At 53.9% G+C, this 26,584-nt stretch carries 26 protein-coding genes and 3 tRNA genes; 16 read left to right on the forward strand and 13 right to left on the reverse strand.

Annotation, left to right across the window (positions count from 1 at the left end):
• The first annotated feature begins 5 nt into the window (after positions 1–5).
• The 6 genes from E3E37_RS01525 (at position 6) to E3E37_RS11630 (ending at position 5,322) form a co-directional block, all read left to right on the forward strand.
• Positions 6–2,048, forward strand: coding sequence for a hypothetical protein (locus tag E3E37_RS01525; protein WP_167714499.1), 2,043 nt, complete (start codon positions 6–8; stop codon positions 2,046–2,048).
• A gap of 54 nt (positions 2,049–2,102) precedes the next feature.
• Complete coding sequence (gene pth2 / locus E3E37_RS01530; RefSeq protein ID WP_167714500.1) at positions 2,103–2,459, forward strand: peptidyl-tRNA hydrolase Pth2; 357 nt, start codon at positions 2,103–2,105, stop codon at positions 2,457–2,459.
• A 3-nt stretch (positions 2,460–2,462) separates the two neighbouring features.
• Positions 2,463–3,713, forward strand: coding sequence for a tRNA pseudouridine(13) synthase TruD (gene truD / locus E3E37_RS01535; RefSeq protein WP_167714501.1), 1,251 nt, complete (start codon positions 2,463–2,465; stop codon positions 3,711–3,713).
• Between the two features lie 50 nt (positions 3,714–3,763).
• Positions 3,764–4,471: a phosphoglycolate phosphatase gene (locus E3E37_RS01540; protein ID WP_167714502.1), complete on the forward strand. Its 708-nt coding sequence runs from the start codon at positions 3,764–3,766 to the stop codon at positions 4,469–4,471.
• 5 nt (positions 4,472–4,476) lie between these two features.
• Positions 4,477–4,914: a GNAT family N-acetyltransferase gene (locus E3E37_RS11625; RefSeq protein ID WP_240921881.1), complete on the forward strand. Its 438-nt coding sequence runs from the start codon at positions 4,477–4,479 to the stop codon at positions 4,912–4,914.
• 63 nt (positions 4,915–4,977) lie between these two features.
• The gene (locus E3E37_RS11630) at positions 4,978–5,322 is read left to right on the forward strand and encodes a hypothetical protein (RefSeq protein ID WP_240921882.1); all 345 of its coding nucleotides are present in this window, start codon (positions 4,978–4,980) and stop codon (positions 5,320–5,322) included.
• Here the strand turns inward: E3E37_RS11630 and E3E37_RS01550 are convergent.
• The 3 genes from E3E37_RS01550 to E3E37_RS01560 all read right to left on the reverse strand — a co-directional run bounded on the left by E3E37_RS01550 (position 5,315) and on the right by E3E37_RS01560 (position 7,363).
• The gene (locus E3E37_RS01550) at positions 5,315–6,460 is read right to left on the reverse strand and encodes a M20 family metallopeptidase (protein ID WP_167714503.1); all 1,146 of its coding nucleotides are present in this window, start codon (positions 6,458–6,460) and stop codon (positions 5,315–5,317) included. The genes E3E37_RS11630 and E3E37_RS01550 overlap by 8 nt on opposite strands.
• A gap of 738 nt (positions 6,461–7,198) precedes the next feature.
• A tRNA-Val gene (locus E3E37_RS01555) sits at positions 7,199–7,276 on the reverse strand.
• A 9-nt stretch (positions 7,277–7,285) separates the two neighbouring features.
• Positions 7,286–7,363: transfer RNA gene (locus tag E3E37_RS01560), tRNA-Ala, on the reverse strand.
• A gap of 260 nt (positions 7,364–7,623) precedes the next feature.
• On the opposite strand from E3E37_RS01560, the gene E3E37_RS01565 reads away from it, so the two are divergent.
• Both E3E37_RS01565 and E3E37_RS01570 read left to right on the forward strand, forming a co-directional pair.
• Positions 7,624–7,911 (forward strand): DUF357 domain-containing protein, encoded by a 288-nt coding sequence (locus E3E37_RS01565; protein WP_088864305.1) that lies wholly within the window; start codon positions 7,624–7,626, stop codon positions 7,909–7,911.
• Between the two features lie 10 nt (positions 7,912–7,921).
• Positions 7,922–8,299, forward strand: coding sequence for a DUF555 domain-containing protein (locus E3E37_RS01570; protein ID WP_088864306.1), 378 nt, complete (start codon positions 7,922–7,924; stop codon positions 8,297–8,299).
• Here the strand turns inward: E3E37_RS01570 and E3E37_RS01575 are convergent.
• A complete protein-coding gene (locus E3E37_RS01575; protein ID WP_167714504.1) occupies positions 8,291–9,199 on the reverse strand; it encodes a hypothetical protein in 909 nt (302 codons plus the stop codon). The two genes, E3E37_RS01570 and E3E37_RS01575, sit on opposite strands and share 9 nt — an antisense overlap.
• A 116-nt stretch (positions 9,200–9,315) precedes the next feature.
• Between E3E37_RS01575 and pyrG the strand changes: the two genes are divergently transcribed.
• Entirely contained in the window at positions 9,316–10,917 is a 1,602-nt protein-coding gene (gene pyrG / locus E3E37_RS01580) for a glutamine hydrolyzing CTP synthase (RefSeq protein ID WP_167714505.1), read from the forward strand.
• On the opposite strand, the gene E3E37_RS01585 is transcribed toward pyrG, so the two are convergent.
• Positions 10,914–11,804: a hypothetical protein gene (locus E3E37_RS01585; protein ID WP_167714506.1), complete on the reverse strand. Its 891-nt coding sequence runs from the start codon at positions 11,802–11,804 to the stop codon at positions 10,914–10,916. The genes pyrG and E3E37_RS01585 overlap by 4 nt on opposite strands.
• 115 nt (positions 11,805–11,919) lie before the next feature.
• Between E3E37_RS01585 and E3E37_RS01590 the strand changes: the two genes are divergently transcribed.
• A complete protein-coding gene (locus E3E37_RS01590) occupies positions 11,920–12,312 on the forward strand; it encodes a 30S ribosomal protein S8e (protein WP_088864310.1) in 393 nt (130 codons plus the stop codon).
• Between the two features lie 169 nt (positions 12,313–12,481).
• Here the strand turns inward: E3E37_RS01590 and E3E37_RS01595 are convergent, their stop codons facing one another.
• The 3 genes from E3E37_RS01595 to E3E37_RS01605 form a co-directional block, all read right to left on the reverse strand.
• A complete protein-coding gene (locus tag E3E37_RS01595; protein ID WP_167714507.1) occupies positions 12,482–14,218 on the reverse strand; it encodes an endo-1,3-alpha-glucanase family glycosylhydrolase in 1,737 nt (578 codons plus the stop codon).
• A gap of 306 nt (positions 14,219–14,524) precedes the next feature.
• Positions 14,525–15,604, reverse strand: coding sequence for an NOG1 family protein (locus E3E37_RS01600; protein ID WP_167714508.1), 1,080 nt, complete (start codon positions 15,602–15,604; stop codon positions 14,525–14,527).
• A gap of 62 nt (positions 15,605–15,666) precedes the next feature.
• Entirely contained in the window at positions 15,667–16,473 is an 807-nt protein-coding gene (locus E3E37_RS01605; protein ID WP_167715249.1) for an MBL fold metallo-hydrolase, read from the reverse strand.
• A 56-nt stretch (positions 16,474–16,529) separates the two neighbouring features.
• Between E3E37_RS01605 and E3E37_RS01610 the strand changes: the two genes are divergently transcribed.
• The 3 genes from E3E37_RS01610 to E3E37_RS01620 all read left to right on the forward strand — a co-directional run bounded on the left by E3E37_RS01610 (position 16,530) and on the right by E3E37_RS01620 (position 19,713).
• A complete protein-coding gene (locus E3E37_RS01610; protein WP_088864314.1) occupies positions 16,530–17,345 on the forward strand; it encodes an undecaprenyl-diphosphate phosphatase in 816 nt (271 codons plus the stop codon).
• A complete protein-coding gene (glmU, locus tag E3E37_RS01615) occupies positions 17,342–18,601 on the forward strand; it encodes a bifunctional sugar-1-phosphate nucleotidylyltransferase/acetyltransferase (protein WP_167714509.1) in 1,260 nt (419 codons plus the stop codon). Before E3E37_RS01610 ends, glmU begins: the two co-directional genes overlap by 4 nt.
• A gap of 131 nt (positions 18,602–18,732) precedes the next feature.
• Complete coding sequence (locus tag E3E37_RS01620) at positions 18,733–19,713, forward strand: DUF835 domain-containing protein (protein ID WP_240921883.1); 981 nt, start codon at positions 18,733–18,735, stop codon at positions 19,711–19,713.
• A gap of 5 nt (positions 19,714–19,718) precedes the next feature.
• Here E3E37_RS01620 and E3E37_RS01625 read toward each other — a convergent pair whose 3' ends face one another.
• The gene (locus E3E37_RS01625) at positions 19,719–20,894 is read right to left on the reverse strand and encodes a CBS domain-containing protein (protein ID WP_167714511.1); all 1,176 of its coding nucleotides are present in this window, start codon (positions 20,892–20,894) and stop codon (positions 19,719–19,721) included.
• A 136-nt stretch (positions 20,895–21,030) separates the two neighbouring features.
• Here E3E37_RS01625 and E3E37_RS01630 point away from each other — a divergent pair.
• A tRNA-Ser gene (locus tag E3E37_RS01630) sits at positions 21,031–21,116 on the forward strand.
• Positions 21,117–21,213: 97 nt separating this feature from the next.
• On the opposite strand, the gene map is transcribed toward E3E37_RS01630, so the two are convergent.
• Positions 21,214–22,101 carry a type II methionyl aminopeptidase gene (gene map, locus E3E37_RS01635; protein ID WP_167714512.1) on the reverse strand — a complete coding sequence of 296 codons (888 nt, stop codon included), beginning with the start codon at positions 22,099–22,101 and terminating at the stop codon, positions 21,214–21,216.
• Positions 22,102–22,200: 99 nt separating this feature from the next.
• On the opposite strand from map, the gene E3E37_RS01640 reads away from it, so the two are divergent.
• Entirely contained in the window at positions 22,201–23,682 is a 1,482-nt protein-coding gene (locus E3E37_RS01640; protein ID WP_167714513.1) for a TrkH family potassium uptake protein, read from the forward strand.
• Positions 23,679–24,539 carry an energy-coupling factor ABC transporter ATP-binding protein gene (locus tag E3E37_RS01645; protein WP_167714514.1) on the forward strand — a complete coding sequence of 287 codons (861 nt, stop codon included), beginning with the start codon at positions 23,679–23,681 and terminating at the stop codon, positions 24,537–24,539. The genes E3E37_RS01640 and E3E37_RS01645 overlap by 4 nt, the downstream gene beginning before the upstream one ends.
• On the opposite strand, the gene E3E37_RS01650 is transcribed toward E3E37_RS01645, so the two are convergent.
• From E3E37_RS01650 to E3E37_RS01660, 3 genes are read right to left on the reverse strand one after another with little or no spacing between them, the layout of a single operon-like run.
• A complete protein-coding gene (locus tag E3E37_RS01650; protein ID WP_167714515.1) occupies positions 24,493–25,323 on the reverse strand; it encodes a hypothetical protein in 831 nt (276 codons plus the stop codon). The genes E3E37_RS01645 and E3E37_RS01650 overlap by 47 nt on opposite strands.
• Positions 25,307–25,861: a class IV adenylate cyclase gene (gene cyaB / locus E3E37_RS01655; protein ID WP_167714516.1), complete on the reverse strand. Its 555-nt coding sequence runs from the start codon at positions 25,859–25,861 to the stop codon at positions 25,307–25,309. The genes E3E37_RS01650 and cyaB overlap by 17 nt, the downstream gene beginning before the upstream one ends.
• On the reverse strand, positions 25,858–26,412 hold the full coding sequence (locus E3E37_RS01660) for an archaemetzincin family Zn-dependent metalloprotease (RefSeq protein ID WP_167715251.1): 555 nt from the start codon (positions 26,410–26,412) through the stop codon (positions 25,858–25,860). Before E3E37_RS01660 ends, cyaB begins: the two co-directional genes overlap by 4 nt.
• Positions 26,413–26,584 lie beyond the last annotated feature (172 nt).

The raw sequence follows: 26,584 nt of genomic DNA on the forward strand, positions 1-26,584 counted from the left end.
GAGATATGAAAAAGGTAGCCGCTTTAATCCTGCTGGGTCTGATGATTCTCTCCCTGACACCTGTGGTGCACCTAGTAAAATCCGCAAGCGTGCCTGAATACGCCAGCATATCCAGCGTCTCCCTGGGACTGGGAGACAAAGCTGTTCTCGGTCCTTTTGAGGTACAGTTCGCCGATGTCAATCCCAACTGGAGCAAGATATACATCCAGGTTGACGGTCCACAGGGACCCCTCAGATACGTCATCCGCCAGGACGGATACCTCCTCTACCCGTCGAGTGCGAACGTCTACCTGAACGTGAGCCTCGTGTGGATTAGGTATGACACCAAATCCATCCTTCTGGAGCTGAAATCGCCCCTTCAGAGGGTCCTCTCCAGCAAGAACCTTGTTGTTGGTGACGAGATAACCCTACCAGAGGGCTTTCCGCAGATCAGAATAAAACTGACATCCGTTTCAGGAGATACCGCCTCTTTTAAGGTCACCATGCCCTACGGCGATATATACACGCTCACTATAGACAAGGGCTCCGCCGGTAGCGTTAGATACAAGCTGGATTCCAGCCACTCCTACTCCAACTACCTCTCCATAGAGGTTACGAACACAGTGAACAACGGTGCCACAATAAACGTCTATGTCCCAAAGGTTGCATCCACAAACTTCCAGATTGTCAAGAAGGGAGGTGAAGTGAACCCGCCGGAACAGGTCGAGACCGTCCTCCTCTACAATGACCTGCTCTATGTTAACGAAAAGCTCCCGATAACGGTTGACAACATCACCTACTACGTAAAGCTCGTCTCTACAATTCCAGACGTGGTTAAGGTTGAGGCACTCAGGGGTGACTACAGTCTTGGGACGATGCTCCTCGAGGTCGGGGACGAGCCTAAGAACGTCCCCAATGCCCCGCTAAAGCTCTCGGTTCAGAAAGTTGAACCGGATTACAAGAGGGCGATAATCAGGGTTTATGGCCCTGCCGGCTCTCAGGTGACCCCAATTCTCCGCCAGGCTAATATCATAGCCAAAATAGATGCAGTTCCGAAGGCAATATTGCTCGATGACAACCTCGTTGTCACGATAAACGTTCAGAACCTTGGAAGGGGAGACGCCTACGACGTCAGCGTCGCGGCCCCGATACCCAACGACTTTGAGCTTGTGAGTATGACCAAAACTTGGACCCTCAAGACGTTCCCGGCATTCACCAGCATGCCGGCGCTCATCTACGTCCTCAAGCCCACCAAGGTCGGAGAGTTTGAGATTGGCAAGGCCATCGTTACCTTCTACGACGACAAGAGCCTAGAAACCGGGCAGAAGAGGACGATATACTCCCCGATTCTCAGCGGCATCAAGGTCTACAATATACCTACCATAGACGTTACTGCTCAGGCTTACAATGGCACATGGGGCAACTACGTGAGCGCGAAGGTCGGTGACACCATCAAGGTTAAATTCGTGCTCTCGGCAGGTCAGGGCAATCCTGACTACGAGTTCGTAACGAACGCCACCCTGCTCCTTGACATCCCAGCCAGTCTCGACGGACAGTCATCAATAGGGATAGGGACAATCAAAGCAGGTGAAACCAAGACGGTCCAGATAGACCTAACAGTGCTCAGGGAAAACCTCACCAACATAAGGGCTACCCTCGTTTACCTCGACCCGCTCGGCAACGAGCACAGGCTTGAGCTCGGCAACCTCGTTACCATCAACAGCATCCCGCCCAAGGTGGTCATCAAGGAGGTCGAGGTCTGGCCTACTCCTGAGGAACTTCCGGGCTACGTCAACCAGACCCTTGCCAAGATGAACGACCCGGCACCTCTCGCCGAGGAGCTCAAGGGAATTGCCGAAACATACAGCCCGACAGGCAACCCGTGGAAGCCTCTCGCGATACTCCTTATCATAGTGGTCTTCGTGCTCGCTGGAGTCGCCTACAAGTACTGGGACGAGTCGGAGAAGCTCAGGGAGAAACTTGAGAGGAAGAAGAGCAGGCGCCCCGGAGGACTGCCGAAGAAGGTCGAGGAAGAGGAGAAGGAAAGCACCGAGATAACCGAACTCTGACCTTTCTTTCCTTAAATTTATAAGCCCCTTTTCTCACTCCCCTCGGGATGGGACATGTTCAGATACAAGCAGGTCATAGTCGCGAGGAAGGATTTGAAGCTCAGTAAGGGCAAGTTCGCAGTGCAGGTTGCCCATGGGGCAGTAACGGCGGCCCTGAAGGCCCAGAAGGAGAAGCCGGAATGGTTCAAGGCCTGGTTCCATGAGGGGCAGAAAAAGGTCGTTGTCAAAGCGGAGAATGAGAGGGAGCTCTTCGAGCTGAAGGCCCACGCGGAGAAGCTCGGCATTCCAACTGCCCTCATCAGGGACGCGGGCCTAACCGAAATTCCACCTGGGACTATAACCGTCCTGGCAGTCGGCCCTGCTCCGGAAGAGCTGGTGGACAAAGTCACGGGGCATCTGAAGCTGGTGTGAGCCATGGATCACCACGAGTTTTTTTCCCGGTTTAGATACCTGAGCGAGAAGCCCGGCATAGGGGGCAGGATAAAGGTTCAACCCAAAGACTTTATTGTCATTGAAGACCCGCTGCCTTCAATATTCGAGGGCCGGAAGCACGCCATCTTCCTCCTCAAGAAGCGCAGCTGGGACACCATGGCGGCAGTAAAGGAAATAGCCAAGCGTGCCGGAATAAGCTACCGCGAAGTGGGCTTCGCCGGGACGAAGGACAGGCACGCGGTAACGTACCAGTACATAAGCGTGCCGGTGGATGCAAGGGAAAAAGTTGAAGGCGTTCAGATCCGGGATATTGAGCTGACCTTTGTAAGTTACGGCCGCTTTATCAAGCTGGGTCATCTTCTCGGCAACAGGTTCAGGATAATCATGAGGGACGTTGATGAGAGGGCCTTCGAGCGGACGAGGGGGATAGTTCGGGAGCTCCGCGAGAAGGGCGGATTCCCCAACTACTTCGGCTACCAGCGGTTTGGGGAAAGGCGCGTTACCAATCACCTCATTGGAAAGCTCCTCCTTCGGGGAGACTTTGAGGACGCCGCAAGGCTCTTCCTTGGGGCCCACGAGGGGGGAATGGAGGGTGATGAAGCCAGAAGACATTTCTGGGAGACAGGCGATGTTGACAGGGCCCTTGAAGAGTTTCCGAACTTCCTCCGCTACGAGAGGGCTATGCTGCACAGGTACAAAGAAACCGGAAGCTGGAAGAAGGCATTCCTCTCGCTGCCTCTTCCGATAATGCGCATCTTCATCCACGCCTACCAGAGCTACCTCTTCAACCTGTACCTGTCGCGCAGGATTGAGGAAGGTATTCCTCTGAACGAGGCTCTGATAGGAGATATCGTCGTCCAGGTCAGGGGCGGTGTTCCCTACCGCGACAGAACCTACCGCGTTACGGAGACCAACATTGATTTTGTAAACGAAAAGATACGGCGGGGCCAGGCGATGGTTTCTGGGCCTCTCTTCGGCTTTGCGATGAGACGAGCCAGCGGATTCCCAGGCAGGCTTGAAGAGGAACTCCTGGAGGAGGAAGGCATCACGCTCGATACCTTCAGAAGGCTCCCGAAGCCCATGGCCGAGCCCGGCGGAAGGAGGGAGCTTCTCATCCGCCCTCTGGGTATGACCTACGGCTACATACCCGGCACGGGCATGTGCTTCCGATTCTTTTTGCCCAAGGGGGTTTACGCGACCAGCGTTCTCAGGGAGATAATGAAGGACCACTGATGTCCAGCAACCCTTTTATCGGGTTTCCTCAACTTTTTTCGGTGGTGTGAGTGAGGGTGAGGGCAATATCGCTTGACATAGACGGCACCATAACCTATCCTGACAGACGCCTCCACGAGGATGCCCTGAGGGCCATAAGGCTTGCTGAGAGCCTTGGCGTCCCCGTCATGCTCGTCACGGGCAATTCAATACCCTTTGCGGAGGCCATGGCGATAATGATAGGAACGAGCGGGCCGGTGGTTGCGGAGGACGGCGGCGCGCTGTCGGTTAAGGACGGACGGCTAAGGAAGAGGGTCTACCTCACAACGATGGACGAGGAGTGGATTCTCTGGAGCGAGATAAAGAGGCGCCATCCTGAAGCAGTGCTCAGCTTCTCGATGCCCGAAAGAAAGGCTGGCCTCGTGATTCTGAGGACGATTCCGGTCGAGGAGGTCAGGAAGGTTATAGCCGAGCTCGGTCTTAACCTCATCGCCGTGGACTCGGGCTTTGCCATCCATGTCAAGAAGCCCTGGATAAACAAGGGCACTGGCATAGAAAAGGGTTGCGAGATACTGGGGATAAGTCCGAAGGAGGTTGCCCATATAGGTGACGGTGAAAACGACCTCGATGCCTTCCGTGCAGTTGGCTACAGAGTCGCCGTTGGACAGGCGCCCGAGGGCCTCAAACGGGAGGCGGACTACGTAACGGGAAAAACCTACGGTGAGGGTGGAGCGGAGGGCATAATCCACATCCTGAAGAAGTTTGGCTACCTAGAGTGATGCCTATGGGGCAGGTAAAAATTAGAAAAGCAGACCTTAACGACGTCCGCGGTATCGTGTGGGTTCACACCGGCGGAGAAGACCTCGGAGGGCTGAGCATCGCTGAGAGGTACTCCCGTGGTGGGCCGTGGATGAGCGTCGAGACCTGCGCGGTTCACATCAACAATCTCCTTCTCGATGACCAGCTTGTTGCTCTCGCCGAGCTAAACGGCACAATCGTTGGCGAAGTTGAGGTCTTGTTCTCCGAGGAACGGATTGCTGGAAGGGTCAGGAAGATAGGGCACGTGGACGTTATCGAGGTTCATCCCGGGTACAGGGGCAGGGGAATCGGGAGACTTCTACTGGAGTTCGTTGAGGAGATCGCCAGAGAGCGAAAGGTCGAGATGCTGACTGTTCAGCCGGATAAAAGTGCCGAGGGAATTCTACAGAAAACTCGGCTTTAACACCGAGGTTTTCGCCGGAACGACCCTGTGGGTTCCGGCGAGGGACAACGGAAATGTGGAGCCTTGAAGCCCGCCTGGGAACAGGTTAAAGACCTTGAGCTCGTTGCGGGCCGCTTTCAGAGCTCTTACAGCATGTTTTTCTCCGCTTTTAAGGATAACATCGCCGGGATTCACTATACCATCGAATCCGGAAGAAGCGGTGGCTCATACTACGCGCTGAAAAGCCTTCCGGGCAGGGATGGTGTTGCGCTCTTACTCTGGGGCCGGATTGAGGATTTGAAAGCGGTTCTGGGCAGGGCAAAAGTCCTGGGTTTTGAACGGGTCCTGACGCTCCTGCCGGGCAACGTTGAAAGTTTTGGCGCTGAAAAGGTGGAAGAAATTAAAATACTCGCAAAGGAACTCACCTGAGGAACTCAAAGGCTAGGGCAACTTCCATCGCCGTGCCAAGGTGGAGGACGTCTTCATCGACGTCAAAACGCGGGTGGTGGTGCGGATGGATTATCCCTTTCTCCTCGTTGTAGATTCCGAGGGTTAGAAACGCTCCCGGAACCCTCTGGAGGTAGAACGCGAAGTCTTCGGCACCCATCGTCGGTTCGACGTCATCATGCCTGAGTCCGTACTTCTCGGCCACCCTCCGTGCAAACCGGGCCATTCGGACGTCGTTGACCGTTGGTGGGACAAGCTCCTCAATGGACAGCCGGTAGGAAGCTCCGTGTGCCTTTGTGACGCCTTCGAGTATCTCCCCCATGCGTCTCTGAATAAGCTCGCCTATCTCGTGCTTGAAGAACCTTATAGTTCCCTTCATCTCAACCTCCTCGGGAATCACGTTGAAAGCCGTCCCGGCGTGTATGGCAGTGACGCTGACGACTCCCGTCTCGATCGGCGGGACGTTCCTGCTCGCTATGGTCTGGAGCGCGAGTATGGCTTCCGCGGCTATTGGAATCGGGTCAACCGTCTGGTGGGGAGATGCCCCGTGACCGCCCTTTCCTGTTATCCGTGCAAGGAATATTCCCGCGCCTGCCATGAAGGGGCCTTCCCTTATGCCGATGATTCCGCGGGGAAGGTCGTGCCAGACGTGGAGGCCGAACACCGCATCCACTCCTTCCAGGGCACCGCCTTCGATCATCTTCACCGCTCCGTTGCCGCCCTCCTCGGCCGGCTGAAAGATGAGCCTGACCCTTCCGGTTAACTCATCGCTGTGCTCGGCGATTATCTTGGCCGCTCCGAGGAGCATGGCCGTGTGGGCGTCGTGGCCGCAGGCGTGCATCTTCCCGGGGACGCGGGATTTATAGGGAACGTCGTTTTCCTCCTGGACTGGAAGGGCATCCATGTCGGCGCGGAGGGCTATCGTCTTCTCCCCCTTACCGATGTCCGCTATGACACCGGTTCCAACGCGCTTTATCCTGTACCCCCATTCGCGGAGGTGTTCCTCGACTATGGCGGAGGTCCTTTCCTCCTCGTACTTGAGCTCGGGGTGCATGTGAAAGTCTCTGCGCCAGGCTATTATCTCGTCCTTAATTTTCAGCGCTTCCTCAACGGGGTTCATGTTCTCACCAGACCGGAGTATGAAAAACATCCATATTAACTTTTCGATGCTTATCTTAATGAAGCCTGTCAAAGCCAGAGGGACTCTTTTAGAGAACGGATACGGCAACCCCGCAACTGAAGACTGAACTCCACTCAAAGAGGAATCACAAACTTTTGGCCAAACTTTTCGCCAGCCAAGCAAACTTTGCTTTGCAAAGGTTTCCTCGCAAGCGCTGGCGGAAGAGTAAGTGCCTGTTCTACAATCTACATTTCTGAGGTGGGGTTTTAGTTACTTGCTCTTTGCAGGATATTTCACTCTGGAAAAGCGCACCCTCCGGGCGCGGGTAATGAAGTTGAAATTCATAGAGGGGCCGGTTTGAAGTTAAACCCCTTTAAACCTGCTTTTTAAAGAGTGCACAACTGGCTTTTTTCTCTGACGAGGAGGGTATTCTTTGATCAAACTTTGCAAAGCAAAGTTTCACCAAAGTTCGTGATTCCCCATAAATTAAACATCCAACGGGTTTTCTCCAAAGGAGCCACTTAAACCTTTGGATTCCAGAGATAGAAGACATGGGATGAGGTTCACGTTTTTTAGCGCTCCTTCGGAGCGCGAGTTAGGGCGAACCAATTCAGTTGGCCACTAAAAAGTGAATCCACAGACCGGTAGTCCAATCATGTGTGAAAACAACAACAAAAACCTCATAAAAAGGAATCACAAGCTTTTGATCAAACTTTTGCTTGGCAAAAGTTTGTTTTCTGGTGGGCCCGCGGGGATTCGAACCCCGGACCTCCACCTTGTCAGGGTGGCGTCATAACCAGTCTAGACCACGGGCCCGCCCAAGGATGGTGGACCGGCCGGGATTTGAACCCGGGGCCTCCGCCTTGCCAAGGCGGCGCTCATACCAGGCTGAGCTACCGGCCCACACCCAACAGCTCCGCACGGCCTTAAAACCCGGTTCTCATCCCTCTCCGGGCCTTACCCGTGCGGGCATTTACCTATCATCGGGCGGGCTTTATAAACTTTACGCTTGGGCTCCGTCGCCTTCGTGTCCCCTCGGGAGAGTTTTGGAGGTAAGCGCACCCACAGAGCGGCGGAACTCGTGAGTGTTGGTCTGGCGGAGGTACCTGATGGTGGGATAAGGTTTATAAGACTCTCCCCCAACCAACCGTGAGGCGAGACCGGTGGAGCGAGAGATAACCGATGAGAAGCTCCAGAAGTACTTTAAAATCACCGAGGAGGCGCTGAAGACGCTCGAAATAGCCGTCCACGAAAAGAGCCTTCTCCGGAGCGTCGCTCAGGACTTCCTCACCATGGCGAGGAGCTATTTTGAGGACGCCAAATATTATTACGAGAAAGGCGACTACGTGACGGCCTTTGCCGCGCTCAACTATGCCCACGGCTTCATTGATGCGGGCGTAAGGCTTGGAGTCTTTAGGGGAGAGGATGACAGACTGTTTGCCTTTGGCTGAGGTGGGAGCTATGGGAGACTACGTGGTTGTTTTGGAGGCACCCATTATAGTGAGGGACGTGGAGACGAGCGAGGACGCGATAAACGTGGCTGTGAGCAAGGTGGCCAAGGCCCTCAACAAGGAGAAGCTCGACTTCGTGCGTGTTGAAATCGGCTATTCCCAGTGCCCCGTCTGCGGGGCGCACTTTGAGAGCGCCTTCGTGATAGGCTCGGTTGGACTCGTGGGCATGTACCTCACGATTAAGGTCTACAACGCCCAGACCATCGAGCACGCCGAGAGAATCGCTAAGGCCGTCATCGGGAAGGCCCTCAAGAAGGTTCCCCTCAAGGTGTACGAGATAAGGGAGCTGACCGAGGAGGAAGAGGGGAACGGGGTCGAATTAGATTGACTGCTTCTCCCCCTGGTTTTCTGGAGGTGTATCGAGGTAAACCCAGAGTGCACCGAGGCTGTTGAGCAGGTATCTTGGCCCTCCTATGATGAGCATCAGAAAGAGAGTCCCGATGCCGAGATAGGTGTGGTACTGAAAGGCCATCAGGGTGTCAAGCACCGCCAGCCCAAGCCCCAGGGTGAAGTATCCCCCTGGATTGTTCCTCGCGACCCTCCATATCTCCCCTATCAGGCCGATTTCTTTTGTGAAGTAATACGCCGGAACAACCAGGGCAAAGGCGGGAGCGGCTATAAGACCGGCCATAAAGCTCCCAAGGGGTCCGAAGATCGCCATTGGTATCGCTAAGAGTATCAGAACCAGTACCAGCACGATGAAGACCAGTATCTCCGCGGCAACCAAGGCGGGGATTGCACGGAGGCCCGATAGAAGGGCTTCTTTGAGTCTCCTTCCGTTTTCCCCCGCCAGCCCAACTGCGAGGTCCACCATGGCGTAGCTGAACCCCAGAAACGAGAGGAACGCGAAGATTACAAAGATCACAAAGGTCGGTAGTTCCTCCCGGAGGTTCCTCTTTGCCCTCAGGTACTCGTGATAGGTGTCCTCGTAAACCCGGAATCCATCCACCGTTACTGTTCTCTCACCGGGCCGGTAGTACTCATCGTTGCACTTCATTCCGTGTGAGCCGAAGAACGAGGGGTCTGCATCAAAGACGTCGTGGCAGGTTATGGCTTCGTCTTCCTTTACCATGCGCTCTCTAATCTCTCTGACCCTTGAGTAGTCCCTGAGAAAACCGTGGATGAACGGGAATGGCAGGACGTAGGTCACCAGTAACGCTATTGCGAGCAGGGCGAGGAACTTCCTACTTCGAAGTGTTTCGAATACATCAACACCGCCAGTTCCCATAGTTACATCGGTAAATAGTACTAACGTGAAGCCTTTTAAGCTTTTCTCCACAGCCACCAACAAAGCTTTTAAGCACTCACCAATCAACCAACGACATAACCGGTGGAGGTTTTGCCATGACAAAGTTCATATTCGTCACTGGTGGTGTCGTCAGCGGTCTCGGAAAGGGCATAACCAGCGCTTCCCTCGGAATGCTCATGAAGGCGCGCGGTTTCAGAACCACCAACATCAAGATAGACCCCTACCTCAACTACGACGCGGGAACGATGAACCCATACCAGCATGGCGAAGTCTTCGTCCTCGACGACGGTGGAGAAGTCGACCTCGACCTCGGCAACTACGAGCGCTTCCTTGACACCAACCTCACCTTCGACCACAACATAACGACCGGGAAGGTCTATTCCGCTGTGATTGAAAAGGAACGCCGCGGTGATTACCTCGGTGCCACCGTTCAGGTTATTCCGCACATCACCAACGAGATAAAGGAGCGCATAAGGGAGATAGCCCGTGACCATGACGTCGTTGTCGTTGAGATTGGTGGAACAGTCGGCGACATCGAAAGCATGCCCTTCCTTGAGGCGGCGAGGCAGATGCAGCTTGAGGAGGGCAGGGATAACGTTGCCTTCGTTCACGTCACCTACGTGCCGAAGCTCCGCGTTGTCGGCGAGCAGAAGACCAAACCGACCCAGCACAGCGTCAAGGAGCTTCGCTCCCTCGGAATCCAGCCCGATGCGATTGTGGCACGCTCTGAGGATCCGCTTGAGGAGGGTGCGAGAAAAAAGATAAGCCTCTTCACCAACGTTCCCCCCGAGGCGGTTATAAGCGCCTACGACGTCGAGGACACCTATGAGGTTCCGCTCATGCTTGAGAAGGAGGGCCTTGCGAGGTACCTCACGAGGAGGCTCGGCCTTCCGGAGAGGGAGCCTGAGCTGGAGGATTGGCGCGGGATGGTGGAGAGGTACAAGTCCCTGAGGGATACGGTTGAGATAGCGGTGGTTGGCAAGTACGTCAAGCTCTCCGACTCGTATCTCAGCATAAAGGAAGCCCTGAAGCACTCCAGCGTCGCCAACGGTGTCAAGGTCAAAATCCGCTGGGTAGAGGCGGAGGACCTTGAAAATCATGGAACAGGACTCCTCAAAGGCGTTGACGGCATAATAGTCCCCGGTGGTTTTGGAGCGCGAGGGACCGAGGGCAAGATGCTGGCCGTACGCTACGCGAGGGAGAACGACATACCCTTCCTTGGAATATGCTTTGGCTTCCAGCTGACGGTCGTTGAGTTCGCACGCAACGTTCTCGGACTGAAGGGCGCGCACTCGACCGAAATTGACCCCCAGACCCCTTACCCGGTCGTTGACCTGATGCCAGAGCAGAGGGGCCTCGACAAGCTCGGCGGAACGATGCGCCTCGGTGCCTATCCCGTTAAGGTAAAACCCGGAACCCTCGCGAGGAAGCTCTACGGAAAGGGGCTCATCTACGAGCGCCACAGGCACCGCTGGGAGGTCAACCCCGAGTATATAGAGAAGTTCGAGGAAGCCGGCCTTGTCTTCAGCGGAATAGCTGGCGATGATGAGAGGAGGATGGAGATACTGGAACTCCCGGGGAGGAGGTACTTCATAGCGACCCAGTTCCATCCGGAGTTCAAGTCAAGGCCGATGAGCCCGGCGCCGGTCTTCAGGGGACTTGTGGAGGCAGCAAAGGAAAGGAAGTATGGGGATTAGATCTCTATCCCCAGCTCTGCCAGCTCTTCGTCAACTTTTTTCAGTTCTTCCATCCTCTGGATTTCCCTGTAGAACGCCACCCCTCCTGCCCAGACAAACATATAGAGCAGGGCATCAAAGGGTGCCTGGAGAAACGCTGAAACGTAGGGGGCAACGTTTTCGGGAAGTGCCATCTGGGTCACAAAGGCTATAGGACTCGCCACGGTTATGATGGCGAGAACCCCGACCCCGAGGAGAACCCCAAAGCCCGTGGTGGAGAGGACGTTCCTGAATGCCACCCCGAACGCCTCAAACGCCGCTCCGACGTTTCCCCGGTCCACATAGAATGGAATCGCCAGAGTCGAGAGACCGAGGGTAAAGGCCAGGACGCCCAGCATCAGGAGCAGGCCGAGGAACACCAGTACGATTCCCGCCGGCATCATGATGACTCCCAAGACTATTGGAATTGCGGCGACTGATATGAAAACTATCATTATGAGGCCATAGATGAAGTTTATCAGGATCACCCCTGGAAAGTGTTTCAGCCCCTCCATCAGGATGCCGGCCAGGGAGTATTCCTTGCCTTCAATCTGCATGAAAATTCCTTTCGTGACGCCGTATTCGAATATTGCCCCCACTATAATGGCTACGACGGAGTATATGGCAAGCCCCTTTAGAATCTCCACGAGCATGTCCATTGTGTCCTCGCCTATTGGAGTTCCATACTCCTCGATGATAACGTTCCCCCTCTGCATGCTCGTCTGATTGTACTCGTAGCCGATGTCGCTGGGAATCAGGTACGCCCCCAGCGGGGCCATTGTGAGGCTCATGAGTAGCACGAGCAGGTAGAGCTTCTTATTCTTGATGACGAGCGAGAATGCCTCTGTGAATGCGTCAATCGCTCCCATGCCACCACCCAACGGAGTAATGGGGGTAATGCTTTAAAAATCCTTCCAGAAAAGCTTATAAACGAACCCCCCAAAGTGGCGATAGGTTGAGTATTAAGCTCATGAGGTGAGATAAATGGCTATATGGCAGGGAAGGTCACTCAAAAAGCCCTCAGGCGGAAGGATTATCCTCGCTAGGAAGAAGAGGAAGAGGGAGCTTGGAAGGGAGCCGGCTTTCACCAAGGTAGGCGAGGACAGGGAAAAGAAGAAGATAATCAGAACCTACGGCGGCAACAGGAAGGTTCGCCTCATCGAGGCCCTCTACGCCAACGTCTTCGAGAACGGCAAGGGCAGGAAGGTCAAGATAATCAGCGTCGTTGAGAACCCGGCCAACAGGCAGTACGTCAGGAGGAACATAATCACCAAGGGCGCCATCATCGAGACCGAGGCCGGTAGGGCCATCGTCACCAGCAGGCCCGGCCAGGACGGCGTTGTAAACGCCGTTCTCATCAAGGAAGAGAGCGCCTGAGTTCTTTTCTTAATTTACCATACGATCGGGAGTATTGAGGGTGTCCCCCATACTCAGTAAATAAAGGGAAGGGGTAGTTTTTAGATCCTTGAACACCGGACAGTACTGCAGGTTCATCCTCCTTGAAATCTTATGGGCTCGAAGCGGTTATAAACTGAAACTGGGTATCTCAAAGCTCCTTTTTCCGCTGTTTGGTGAATATCCTGACGAGCGGCACTATGAGCATGAACACGCCTGTACCACAGGTTGCAGAAGTCTCTTCTCCTCCATCTCCCGGTGATTCAGTGGAGTGGGAGGTCGTTGTCTCGTGAACATGTGACGAGGCGGTAGAGGTAGTAGTTGATGGGGGGAGTGTTGTCGTTGTGGGACTTTGAGTTGTGGTTGAAGGTTTGGTTTCTGTTCTGCTCTCTGTCTCGACTGGAGGCTTCTCCTCGAACTCCTCAAGCCGCCATCTTTCCTTCAGTTCGAGAACGGCTGTTATATTGGGTTTCGTACCTTTAAATGCTGCAGTAAAGTTTGCAGTCATAAGCATGTACTTAAACCCGTACTTCCTGCTGGGTTCTATGAATGTATTCTCTGGAAATTCGTTGAAGGTGGTTATCAGAAGCCAATCCGGATTGCTGTCCACAGCCGCTTTGAAGGTGTACTGATAATATTTTCCATCCATTCTCGGTTGGAAGTGCCCTTCCCTTCCGGGAATGTGTCTATCATCGTATCCTGGGGATATCGTAGCGGCCCATATCCGTGGTTTTGGGGTTTCCTCAAGGAGGGGGTAGGTCTTGCACTGGATGAAGGCTCTTGGATACACCTTTCTCAAATCCAGATTTATTGTGGCGTAGGTGTGGAGACCATCGAACACTTCAAGATACTTCGGGTTGAGGGTGTTGGCTATGTATACCCCCTCGTATCCTTCCTCCCTGAGATCTTCGAATATTTCCTTCCACACCTCTAAAGGCGTGGCTCCCGCGGCCCAGACAAATATAACCGGCTTCCCCCACAGGTGGAAGTACCGTTCGTCGCTTCCGTAGGTTCTGAAGAAGTACCTGAGCATGTCTTTAAGCTCGTTGGGAGGACGGGGTTTTCCGCCTCCACCGAGGGATTCGAGATATATGGCTACTTTGAATCCTTCCTCGGCGGCAATGGGGAGGATCTTTTTCAGGTTTTGGTCAGTGTAGGTTCCCTCTCCCCACCAGGAAACTATGAAGCCGTCAATACCTGCAGCCTTTGCAAGTTTGATGTGAGCTCTTATCGCGCGGGGGTCCGAAGAGGAGTACTTCCCGAGAAGCGGAACATCTATCAGCGCCGGGTCGCTGTCCCATTGTTCGGCTCGATACCAGGGGTAATAGAAAGCCCACACCATTTTTGGTATTCCGTCTCCGCTGGGAAGGCTTAGGGGGCCATTCTGTTTGATTTTTTCGCAGCTGACTGGAAATTCTCTAAGGTTTGTGGAATCATTTTGTATTGACCCCGAATTGTTGAATTCTCCAACAGGCACAGGAGTCTCTGAGTTTATGTTTACAATCCGTACATATGAGTATCCAATATCCCCCTTCTGTATTTTTAGCGTTAGTCCTTCGCATCTTGTGAGGTTTATTATGAGGGTTATGTTTGCTTTCACAAGTGTCATGTTGAATGGAGATTTCGTTATACCAACCTTGTTTCCACTATGCCAGACTCTAAGCCCTGAACCGTCCCCCTGGAGAACCGTTATTTTGGAATTTAGAAATTCAACTCCGTCGGATGATATTGTTGTCCAGTCAGAAGTTGTCACGATCGTCATGACGATTCTGTAAACCTTCGGTCCGTTATCAATGCTGTCACTCGCATGGGTGTAGTGGGGGCTAATGAAAAGGGCCTGCACAACTATTAAAATGACAAGGAGGCGGAGGCTTTTCAGTGTTTCCATCAGGATACACCAATCATAATTGTCAAACTTTGACTATTTTACGTTTTCGTTTTTATTCATTTCTTTCCCCAAAAGCTATCTCCGCAGATCCGCAGGATATCCGCTGATCCGAGTTGTACTCCCTGAGCTAATCGTTGCTTTCACCAATCGAGTGCCAAGGTTCTCCAACCTCTTAAGAACGCCCAGCTTTGACAGTCCCACATACCCCGTTATCTTGCCGCTCCTCCTTTAGAACTGGAAGAAACTCAAATATTTCCTGCAGGTATCCTCAAGGAATCCCCGGCGATCGCGAAGAAAAAGAATGTATCAGAGCTCCAGCTCTTTCCTGTACTTCCTCAGCTCCTTCTCCATTATCCTCCTCGCCTGCTCCTCGACCATCGGCTTGACGAGCTCTATGACGCGCTCCTTCAGCTCGTCCAGACCTTCACCGTTAAGCGCCGAAATCCGGAGTGGGTCAAGCCCCCTGGCCCTTACAAAGTCCTCCACCTGCTTAACCTTCTCCTCGTCCGCTATGTCCACCTTGTTGAGGACCACAATGAAGGGGAACTCGCCGAACTCTTCGTGTATCTCCTCGAAGAGATGCATCTGCTCCTCTATCGGGTAGCCGCAGTACTCGCTGGGGTCGAAGATATAAACGATGACCTTTCCGAGGTGCTTCAAGGCCAGAATCGCCTGCCTCTCGACCTCGTTCCTCTCGCTCAGCGGCCTGTCGAGAAGGCCGGGCGTGTCTATGACCTGGTACTTGAGGTAGTGCTCCTCGAACTGGCCGACGTTTATGCCCTTGGTGGTGAAGGGGTAGCTCGCCACCTCCGGCCTCGCGTTGGTTAAGGCCCTCAGCAGGGTGCTCTTTCCGACGTTGGGATGACCTGCTATGACGACCGTCGGAAGCTCAAGGTCAACGACCGGAAGGTCTTTGAGAACGTTCCTGGCCTGGTTGAGGTACTCGAGGTCGTCGGCGATGTCCCTGAGGACGTCGGCAACCCTGCCGTAGAACTGTCTCCTCAGCTTGGCTATCTCCTCCGGGTCCCGCTCGTACCGTATCTTCTCAACGTAACGCTGTTCAAGGTTGCGTATCGTCTTTATCGCCCAGTTTACCCTCGCAAGGGAGCGGTGGAACTGGTCGCGGTCAACGAGCGTATCAACCAGCTCCCTGTAGAAAGCGGGCAGCTCCGAAACGCCGGGGGTCCTATCGAGGAGCTTCCTGAGGTTGTCCCTCACGACATTGGAGACGGTCCTTACCCTCAGCTCCTCCCTCTGCCTTGCCTTGGCTCTCGCGCTTCCCCTCGGCGTGAAGGCCGAGGCAGCCTTTTCGGCCCTCCGAAAGGCCTTGTCGATGAGCTCGTCAGCGGTAAGCACCGTTGGCATCTTCTCGAACGGGTTCTTCATCTCTCTCACCTCTCATCTTATCTCGCGGTGGTTAGCTTTTCGGCCGGGTATTTAAAGGTTCGCTAAAGCTCAATGACTTTCCCAACGTGGAGCGGCTCTATCCTCCCGCCGAGAATGGCCTTCAGGTAAGCGTAGGAATCAATCCCGGTGCAGTGGCCGGCGTAGAGTTTTTCGGCGTCAATTCTCTCCGCCACCTCATCCAGCACCTCTTTCTTCGCCCCGATGAGATGCAAACCTCCGATGAGAGCTTTAACGGGTTTTCCGCTAACGTCCTCCGCGTGCCACGCTATGTTGAGCATCCCCGAGTGACCGCAGCCGGTGATGACCGCCACTTCGTTCCCGAGATCAACTATCAGCGCGATGTCGTCGGGAACAGGGTCTTTTGTGAGCCTCCCATCCTTTTCGACGTAGCCAACCGCCCTGTCCCACGCCCGCCTGAGTATCTCTCCTGAACTCCAGAACCCCGGTGCGAACTCGAAGGGCTCTTTCCTGAGAACGAACTCCGCACCGAGCTCCTCAAGCTCCTCCCTGCTGAAAGGTATTCCTATGTCCCGCTTCCTGGGTTTCAGGGCTATCCTCTTTCTGAAGATCTCGGGGTGTCCTATAACCTTTAGCGGCTTCGTTCTGGCTTCGAGGAGTGCCTTCATCCCGCCGGTGTGGTCGTAGTGGCCGTGGGTGATGAAAAGGAAGTCTATGCTGGAAGGCTCGATTCCCAGCTCTTCCATGTTGTGGAGGAGCACGCTCCCATCTGTCCCTGTATCAACGAGAACCCTCTTCTCGCCGTGCTCCACGAGCGCCGAAAAGCCGTGGGCGCCAAGGAGACCCTTTTTGAATCCGGCATGGTTCTCGTACACAATGGTCAGCTTCATAACCATCCCTCGAAAAGTTTATGTTCTGGGGAATTAAAACCCTTGGTGTGGTTGCCATGGTTAGCATCGGTGAATACATAGCTCCCCTCGTTTCAGGCATCGTCGTTGCGCTCTCATCTTGGCTTTCCATCAGTCCCGAGGGGTACTTCGTCTCAAACCTTCTTCACAGCATTGACCCGGCCTACGTGGATTACCTTGTGCCCGCCTACCTGGGGGTTACCTTCGCGGTTCTCTTCTACTTCAAGGAGAAGATAGCCCTCGGTTCCCAGAACGCCCTCCGGAAGAGTTTTGACTCGGACACAAGGTACCTTCTCTACGCCGCCATCTTCACGGTTCTCCTCGGTTACCCCATACTAACCGAGGTCAGGGACGTTATCGGCCCCCGAACCTCGGACATGGTGAACGCCGCCATCGGCGTTGTGATAATCGTTCTGGGTCTTCTCGCCGGCACAAAATCGGAGGCGCCGTTCAAGGGGCTGGAGAGCCGCATCCGGGAGGAAAAGGGGGAGGCCACACTCCTGGATGCAATGATATCCGGCCTCTCGCAGGGGGTTACGCTCCTCAGAGGTCTTTCCAGGAGCGGACTGGTTCTCCTCGGTCTTCTGTGTACAGGCATAAGCGTGAAGCGGGCCCTTGAGCTGAGTTTTATCGTGGCTCCCATCTACTTCGTCATGAAACTTGCGTTCCTCGGCGGCTGGGAACCGGCGCTCCCGGTTTCGCTGCTGTTCACCGCCTTCCTTGCCGCTTTCGTCGTCAGCATAGTGACCATGAAAGCGCTCGTTACGCTCTCCGAATCCATAGGTAGGAGGGGTTTTCTGATCGCATTTGGTTCAGTCGCTGTCGTTGTTTACCTGCTGGGGGTGATCCTGTGAAGGCAGTCGTTCTCGCAGCCGGAAAGGGTGAGAGGCTGCGCCCGCTGACCGATGACAGGCCAAAGGTCGTGCTCAAGGTGGCCAACAGGGCGATAATCGAGTACGTGCTTGAGAACCTCGATCCCTTCGTTGATGAGTTCATCCTGGTCGTCAGATACGAGAAGGAGAAGCTGATCAAAGCCCTCGGGGACGAGTTCAACGGAAAGCCCATAACATACATCGAGCAGCTCCCCGGAGACGGAACGGCGAAGGCCATTGAATCCGTGGGTGAGATTATCGAAAACGAGGAGTTCATAGTGGCAAACGGAGACATATACTTTGAGATAGACGGGGTAAAGGAGCTAGTGAGTGTCTTCAGGAGGGAAAAGGCTGACGCGGCCCTGCTCGTCAAGGAATTCGACGACCTGAGTCACTTCGGCAAGGTTGAGGTTGATGGGAACGCGGTCATGGCAGTGAGAGAAAAGCCCGGGAAGGTTTCTGGTTACGCAAACCTTGGGGTCTACATATTCAAACCTGACATCTTTGACTTCATCAGGAAAACCCCGGTCAGCGAGCGCGGGGAGTACGAGATAACCGACACGCTAAACCTGATGCTTGAGGCCGGAAGGAAAGTAGCTTACGCCGTCTACTCCGGCTACTGGAACGACGTTGGTAGACCCTGGAACCTGCTTGAGCTCAACGAGTATCTCCTCAAGAACAGGCTCAAGCACAGTATCAAAGGTATCGTGGAGGAAGGGGCAACGATAGTGCCTCCGGTTGAGATAGGCGAGGGAACGGTGGTGAGGAGCGGGGCATATATAATCGGTCCCGTGAAGATAGGCAGGAACTCCCGCATCGGGCCGAACTGCTTCATAAGGCCCTACACAAGCATCGGCGACAACTGCCACATAGGCAACGCCGTGGAGATAAAGAACTCGATAATCATGGACCACAGCAACGCGCCCCACCTCAACTACGTTGGCGATTCAATAATCGGGGAGAACACCAACCTTGGCGCCGGAACAATCACCGCCAACCTGAGGCACGACAAGGGCACGGTGAAGGTTGAGATTAAAGGGAAGCTTGAAGACTCGGGGAGAAGGAAGCTCGGCGCGATAATAGGACACAACGTCAAGGTCGGAATAAACGTGAGCATCTATCCCGGCAGGAAAATAGGGAGTAACGCTTTTGTAGGCCCAGGTGTAATAGTTGACAGAAACGTTCCAAGTGGCAGCCTCGTGGTGGTGAAGCAGGAGAAAACGGTGATGACGAGATGACTTTTCATAATCCTGTTTCATACATCAACTTCTTTTCTAGATGGGTGTTGTTCTTTGCCGTGTTTTATAAAGCATATCAAACGCGGGAAAAAAGCTGGACACTCCTTACCGCCGCTTTTTTCATCAACGCCTTGGACGTTGAAAGTTATATATTCACGCCCCTGGGAATCGAGATAGCCCACGACGCGTACAGAATAGCCTCCAAGATACCCAACTTCTTCATGGCGATGCTTTTAATCTGGGGTGGTCTCCACCTTAAATACAGCACGAGCAAGTTCAAGCATGTAGTTGCAATCTCTGTGATTCTAGTACTGTCCTACGTGTGGCTGTTCCTTCTGGCGGCAAATGTTTTCCATGACAACTTTCTTATCGAGTCCACTTTTCCATCCTTCCTCTACGGTATGGCCCTGATTTACTTCGGCATGGTTCTTAGGGAGAAAGAGATATCCAGCCGCGGTATAGACTCACTGTTTCCTGTAGGATTGATGCTCTTGGGTGCCCTAAACCTAACGTACCCCTTCACCCGCTATCTTCATTGGTTCACACCAGTGGGCTTCCTTCTTGGTGCTCTCTTCCGCATCATGGCCGCTGTGGGAGCGGTTAAGTTCGTGTTCATACCGTTTCCACCGGCTAGGATTCCGGCAGTTGGAAGAAAGAACATTCCTCCGGGTGCATTTTTATGTCCATCCAGGGAAAAGGTCTCGGAAAAATTTGGGGCGATAGAGGAGATACCGAGTCTGCTGATGGTAACTCGGGAAAGCCTGGACTCAATCGTGGAGGCCGTTCATCCCAATGCCCTTGTCTTTTGGGTTACCCGGGTCATGGAGGGGCAGATACACCAATCTCCTGAGATATACGCGATAAGCCCAACCAAGATAGACATACTTACTGACTTGATAGCCAAGGCCGTTGAGAGTGGCTATAGGGTTGTCTACATAGATGCCGTTGAATATCTGATAGTGGAGAACGGCTTTGAAAACGTCCTCAAGTTCCTTCTCAACGTCAAGGACCACGTTCTCGTTGCAGGTGGAACGCTGATCCTGGTAGTTGATCCTGGAACGCTTGACAGAACCCAGAGAAGAATTTTAGAAAGGGAATTCCCGGGGGAATAACCCCCTCACTCAAGTCCCATCTTTTCAAGGAAGCGCTTGTAGTAGCGGGTGTCCTTTTCAAGCTCCGCCTTCTGGAGGAGCTGCCTCTCAATGGCCCTGAGTGCGTCGTGGACTGCCTGTATGGCGCCCCACGTTTCCCCGGTTGCCACGAACACTCCCCTATCAGTGACAACGCGCATCCTGGCCTGGTAGAGGTGCACCCCTCTAAAGCGCTCGTTGAAGCGCCTGATGTAGAGGTAGATTATGCCCTCCTGACCAAGGAGGTCCTCGTAGCCGTCAACGAAGCGCTTTACGTCCTCGATTATTCTCTCCCTCGTGAAGTCACTGAGTACGTCTGCGTCTCCACCGAGCTGGAGGTAGAAGCGAGCCTCCTTCTCAACCATCCTCGATATGGGCAGGAGCATGTCCTTGACGGTGAGGATTCCCCTTACCCTGTTGCCGTCGTCAACGACAACAAGCCCATCTATGTCGTTGTCCATCATCGTCTTGACTGCTTCCCTCAGCGTTGCCTCGGCGGGTATCGTTATAACACCCCTAATCATGACATCACGGAGCTGCATGCTGAAGGGCGGTATCTTCTCACCGGCTACTTCACCGTACTGGGCCTTGAATCGGGGCTTGATGAACCTGATTATCAGGTCGTGCAGGGTAACGAGGCCCTCAAGCCTTCCCTCCTCGTTGACAACGGGTATTCTCGAAATCGCATGGTCGCGCATCGTTGCGAGCGCCTTCGCGACCGTGTCTTCGGGTTTCAGGGTTATAACGTCCTTTGTCATGAAGTCCTCAACTTTCTTTTTTCCAAACTCCTCTTTAACGATCCTGTTGAGGAGCTCCATATCGCTTATAACGCCTATGATTTCAGCCTTGCTCTCCCCGACTGGGAGGGAGCGCAGGTCAACCTCAATCATGAGCTTGGCGGCCTTGCTAAGGTCCTCATCCGGCTTTATAACGGGAGCGGTCTTGTAGACGTCCCTAACCTTGGCTTTGGTTGGGTCCCACTTGAGGTGGGAGCGTACTATCAGGTCCTGGGTCAGGACTCCCTTGTACAGGTTTCCGTCGAAGACCAGAATAAGGTCGGGGTCTTCCTTTTCAAAAATCCCGATCGCCTCAGAAAGCGGGGCGTCGATGTCTATTTTCTGGAACCTGTCGGTCATAACCTCCTGCACAAGAATACCGACCATTTCTGCCACCTCCTTTTCACTTATTATTAGGGCGGCCGATAATTTAAACCTTTGCAACCGGGGACTTTTAGTTAATTAAGGTTAATAAATTTTTCGCGGAAAGATTTATAAAACTCCCCCGAGAACACCCAATCGCGCCGGGGTAGCCTAGCCTGGGAAGGCGCGGGACTCGAGATCCCGTGCGCTCTGCGCACCAGGGTTCAAATCCCTGCCCCGGCGCCAAACTGCCGAGCCCGCAAGGGTTCCATTCCCTTCCTATCAATTCTGATGCCATTCCCTCAACCTGAGGCCGTTAAAGGAAAGTTAAAAGAGAAGAGATTCAGGTTGTTATGTACGCTCCATCCTTCTCGACTATCACCGTGTGCTCGAACTGGCTCACCAGCCCGCCGCGAACCTCCCTTAGTATCTGATAACTGTAAATCGCCCCAACCCTGTCGAGCTGTGCCAGGGCGAGTTTGAGCTGACCCTCCGGCATGAAGCCCTGAAGCCAGCGGTAGGCGAATGGGAGGCCGTTGTACTCCTTCTTTATATGCATGAGAAGCCTCCTGGCCTGGGCCATCCTCACCGGTCTGTCGCGAATGTGCATGAATATGAGCGCCGGCGGAACCTCTATGACCTGTCCTGCACCGGTGGTCGCGAAGGGCTCTATCGCGATGACGTCCCCCTCCTTTAGGACGTAGCTGTCGTTGGGCCGGTATATGTTCGGGATGCTCACTCCTGCGTGAAGCTTATAGCGGTCTATTTTATGGCCGCTGAGGTTGACTATTGGATTAAAGCCGTAGCCGCGTATGGTCTCCTCTATTACCTTCCCAATCTCGCTGATTTTGACCCCCGCACGTATCACGCTTATGGCGTTCTCCAGTGCTTCCTTGGAGGCGGCCATCAGGTCGTCTTCTTCCATTCCCACCCTGAACGTTACGGCGGTGTCTGCTATGTAACCGTCCACGTGGACGCCGAGGTCGAGTTTGAGGTAGTCCCCCTCTTTAAGGACGCTATCATCGCCCTTGTACGGCGTGTAGTGGGCGGCGATTTCGTTTATAGATAGATTGCACGGAAAAGCGGGTTTTCCGCCGAGCTCTACTATGCGCCTCTCCACGAACTCTGCGATGTCGTATAGCTTTGCGCCGGGCTTTATCATGGTGGAGACTTCCTTCTTTACCTGGCGTGCTATCTCCCCTGCCTTTATGAGTGCCTCTCTCTCGTCCACTTTCTATCACCGCCATAAGAAGGCCATATTACCCCTTAAACCTTTCCACTCCGGGAAAAACCTTTTATTTAATGCAGACCCTACCTCTACGGTGGGCCCATGCTAGAGCTCAGGAAGTACATAAACATCTCCGACGACATCTTCGTGGTTAAAAATCTCATCGGGGCAATCCTGCAGGGCGTTGGTCTGGCGTACCTCTTTCCGGTATTGCTCGTATGGTTCTATCCCGATGAAATCAACTACGTCGTGTACTTTGCCCTCCCCGGAGTGTTCTCCATTCTGCTCGGCGCGTGGCTCGCGAGGCACATGGGTAAGGTTGAGGACGTCAATCTCAGACAGGCCATGGTCTCGGCTGCCTTCACATGGCTTTTCGCTTCGTTCATAAGCGTTATACCCTTCATATACATAGCCAACATGTCTTTCGTGGATTCCTACTTCGAGAGCATGAGCGCATGGACCGGAACGGGCCTCACCATGATGAGCAACCTTGAGAGTTACCCGCGCATACTTCTTTTCTGGCGCGCGTGGATGCAGTGGCTCGGTGGAATCGGTATCGTGCTGGTCGCGCTGACAGTTCTCATCCGCCCTGGCGTTGCGGCGGCTAGGCTCTACCGCGCCGAGGCGAGAAGCGAAAGGATAGTGCCCAACCTCGTGAACACCTCGAAGGTTATCTTCCAGATATATCTGGTTCTCACGCTGGTCGGCGTGTATCTCTACTACATTAACGGCATGCCCCTCTTCGATGCCGTTATACACTCCATGACAGGCCTTGGAACGGGTGGTATGAGCAGTCATGACCTGAGCATCGGCTACTTCAACAGCACCTCCATAGAGGCCGTCACGATATTCCTCATGATAATGGGTGCCGTCAACTTCACGGTTCACTACAGGATCTTCAGGGACAGACATCTCAAGCCCTTCTTCGAGGACGTCCAAGTTAAGTACATGTTCATCTTTCTACTCCCCGCGATAGCGGTGATAGCCCTGGGCCTCGCCCAGGTTGGAGATGGTATAGGAGAAGCCCTCCGGCAGGCGATTTTCCACTCCGTTTCTGCCATAACATGTACTGGATTCGGAATCGCGGATCTGAGTAAGTATCCGGAGCTTGATAAGTTCATCCTGGGCATTCTTATGGTCATCGGCGGTGGCGCGGGAAGCACCGCGGGTGGTATAAAGCTCATCCGCGTTATACTGATGTACGAGAGCCTCAAGTGGACCCTCCAGAGTGCCATACTTCCAAAGGGTGCCGTCATCAAGAGGAAGGTGGGCAACTACCTGTTCAGTGAGGAGGACATCCAGGAAGTTATGAGCTTCACGATGACGTACTTCGCATTCCTCCTCATGGGCACCCTCTACCTCATGATTCGGCTTGGAACTGGACTCGCGGATTCATTCTTTGAGGTCGCCTCCGCCCAGGGCAACGTTGGTCTCAGCGTGGGGATAACGTCACCCACACTGCCGGTTGATCTCAAAATCCTCCTCATCCTTCACATGTGGATTGGAAGGCTGGAGATATTCTCAACCCTCGTGTTCATTATAAGCGTGTTCTTCCTCGCCCCGAGGGTGGTGACGAGGAGATGAACATCATAAGCGTGGAGAACCTTAGCTTCAGGTACAGAAGGGCGAGTGAGTACTCGCTGAAGAACGTGAGCTTTGATGTTAGACAGGGGGAGCTCCTTGGGATAATCGGACCGAGCGGGAGCGGGAAGTCAACGCTCTGTCTGACCCTTAACGGTATAATTCCCAACTCAATAAAGGGTGACTTCTCGGGTGATGTTATAGTCAGAGACCCAGAAACCGGGGAGGAGTACAACACCAAAGAAACGCCCGTGGCGAAGCTTTCAACGCTCGTCGGCCTTGTCCTCCAGAATCCAGAGAGTCAGCTCTTCAACATGACCGTCGAAGAGGAGATAGCCTTTGGCCTTGAGAACCTGGGGTTTGACAGGAACGAGATACTCAGAAGGCTCAGATGGGCGCTGGAGGTGACCGGGCTTAGGGGACTTGAGAGAGAGTTTCCGCCCAACCTGAGTGGGGGACAGCAGCAGAGACTGGCCATAGCGGCTGTCCTGGCTATGGAGCCGGCTGTCCTGGTTCTGGATGAGCCGACGTCTCAGCTCGATCCTGTCGGACGGAAGGAAGTCCTGGGACTGGTTTCCCTCCTCCGTAAGGAGCACGGCATCACTGTAGTTCTGGTGGAGCACCACACAGACTACATCCTCCACTTCGCCGACAGGGTGCTTGTGATGGCAGACGGGGAGATAGTCCTTGAGGGAACCCCAAGGGATATAGCTGACGAGGCCGAGACGCTGAAGAGACTGGGTGTAAAACTTCCCCCCAGCCTTGAGATATCCCACGAGCTCAGAAAGAGAGGGATGATGAAGGTGCCGGCCATCACTGAGGAGGAGCTTCTCTCCGGGATAGAATATCCTCCAGGGTGAGCGCCCTCCCAAGGAGGGTGTATTTGAGGTCGTAGAGCTTGAGCATGAGCTCAAATCTGGCGTCTGGGTCCTCCACATCATCGGCGATTTTGAATGCCTCGTCAAGTATCTTCAGGGCCTTCTCCCTGTTTCTCTCTCCCTCTACCTCTGCGAGATAGTAAAGGGCCATCGCTCTGTGAAACGGGCTGGAGATGTGGTCAATTATCAGTCTTGCCCTGTGGACGTCGCCAGTGCGATAGAACATCTCGGCAAGATGCACTAGCACGACATCCAGCTTCTCCGGTTCCCGAACCATCTTCATAGCGTAGCCCGCCTTCCTCAGCAGACCCGCGTTTACGAGCCCCATGAGGATGTCACGGAGTATATCGGCGCTGTCCTTGGCGAGGTTTATCGCGGTTCGCAGGGCTATGTCTCCATTGAGCTCATCGTTGAGGTAGTAGAACAGAACAGCTAGGTCTCCCAGGAGTATGGCCCTGTAGCGGGGATTGATGAGAGAATTGGCGAGGGGTATCAGTGCTTTGACCGTTTCCCTTATGTATTCGAATTCTGAATCCATACCCTTTTCCGAACGCCTCAGCTCAACCAGTTTTTTCATGATCGAGCGCAGAATAATCCTCAGCGCCAGAAACCTGTTGGATTCCGTTTCGATCTCCTCAGCTAACTCCACCGCCCGGTTGATTTCTCCAATCCCTGTGAGGCCTTCTATCTCTTCGAGAACGTCCAGTTCGGATCTCTTCCTTCTTTTCTCACCCAGAGATTTGAAGAACTCATCCAGCTTTCCCATGCTCCACCTCCCTTTCAAGCATTAGCTCCAGATAGGAGCGTCTTTCGAACCTCTCAACACCAAGGGACTCCAGAATCTCGTGGAGTATCTTCACGGTTTCTTCTACTATCTCCTCCCTATCAGCCAAGGCCTCAATCTCTATGAACTTCCCGAGGCCGTTCACTTCGTCCAGGTCTATTATGATGCCCTTGTCAACGTAGTACTTTTCCCGGGTCTTCTCTATGGTGAGGACTTCCTCGAACCCCAGGCTTCTGAGTATCTCCGTGTGCTTGTCGGGATCGCTTATCGGAACCTCGATTTCCTCCCGGGTCTTTGAGTTCCGGTCAATCTTAGGCCCTTTGTACGTGAGAAATGCCTCAAAGTGTCCGTTGAAGCGCCTTATCCTTATCCTGAGGGCCTCGTCGGTTTCGGCGAAATCCCTGCACGGATGCCTGAAGTATGTGTCCTCGTGATACTCCTTCCGTATCAGCTTGAAGTTCTCCCTAACGCGCTCAAACACACTTTCATCGGCGTATCCCTTAACCTCAATCTCTATCATAACCCCACCTCCAGGTTTTTCTTGAGCCTGCTGAGGCACACCGGGCAGTAGAAGGGTTCTTTAATGTCCGTGTCGATGATGGAGTTGGAGAAGTGCATAACGCACCGCTCATCCGGGCAGTGGCCCAGGCCAAAGACGTGTCCCAGTTCGTGCATGGCTTCTTTGATTGTTCTCTCGACGAAGAGCCTCTCGTCCGGGGCATCGCCGTAGAATTCGGGCCTGAGCCTGAACGTCGATATAACCGCCGCCCCAAGTCCGGCGTGTGCAAGGCCGAAGATGAAGTTCAGTCCCTCCTCGTATAGGTCGAGGGCGGTTATTCCCAGGACGGCGCGCGCTTTCCTTTTTCTCCCGAGTTCGGAAAGAGGGAGCAGAAACTTTCTCCCAAGGTACTGACGTCTCCGGGGATTGTAAGCACTGGAAAACATGTCCTCGGGAAGCACGTCCCCCACAGTAACAGAGATGCCCAGGGAAGCGTAGTAAGAACCCACGAACTCCCTAACCGCCTCAATCAATGGTTCCTCGACGTTTCCTATGGGTATGAGGAGTATCATCCCCCGCACCTCTCCGGGGGTTCGGGCCTCCGTTAAGGCTTGCACGGGCCATGAAACCTCCCCATCCAGGGACGAGAACCAGCCCGGTGCAGGCTCTTTCCTCACCTCGTCCACCATCATTCAATTCGTCTTGGGGAAGAAAAACCTTTCCAAAGGGAAGAAGAGAATGGGA

This window comes from Thermococcus sp. ES12 (genome assembly GCF_012027515.1).
Classification (GTDB): Archaea; Methanobacteriota_B; Thermococci; order Thermococcales; family Thermococcaceae; genus Thermococcus; species Thermococcus barossii.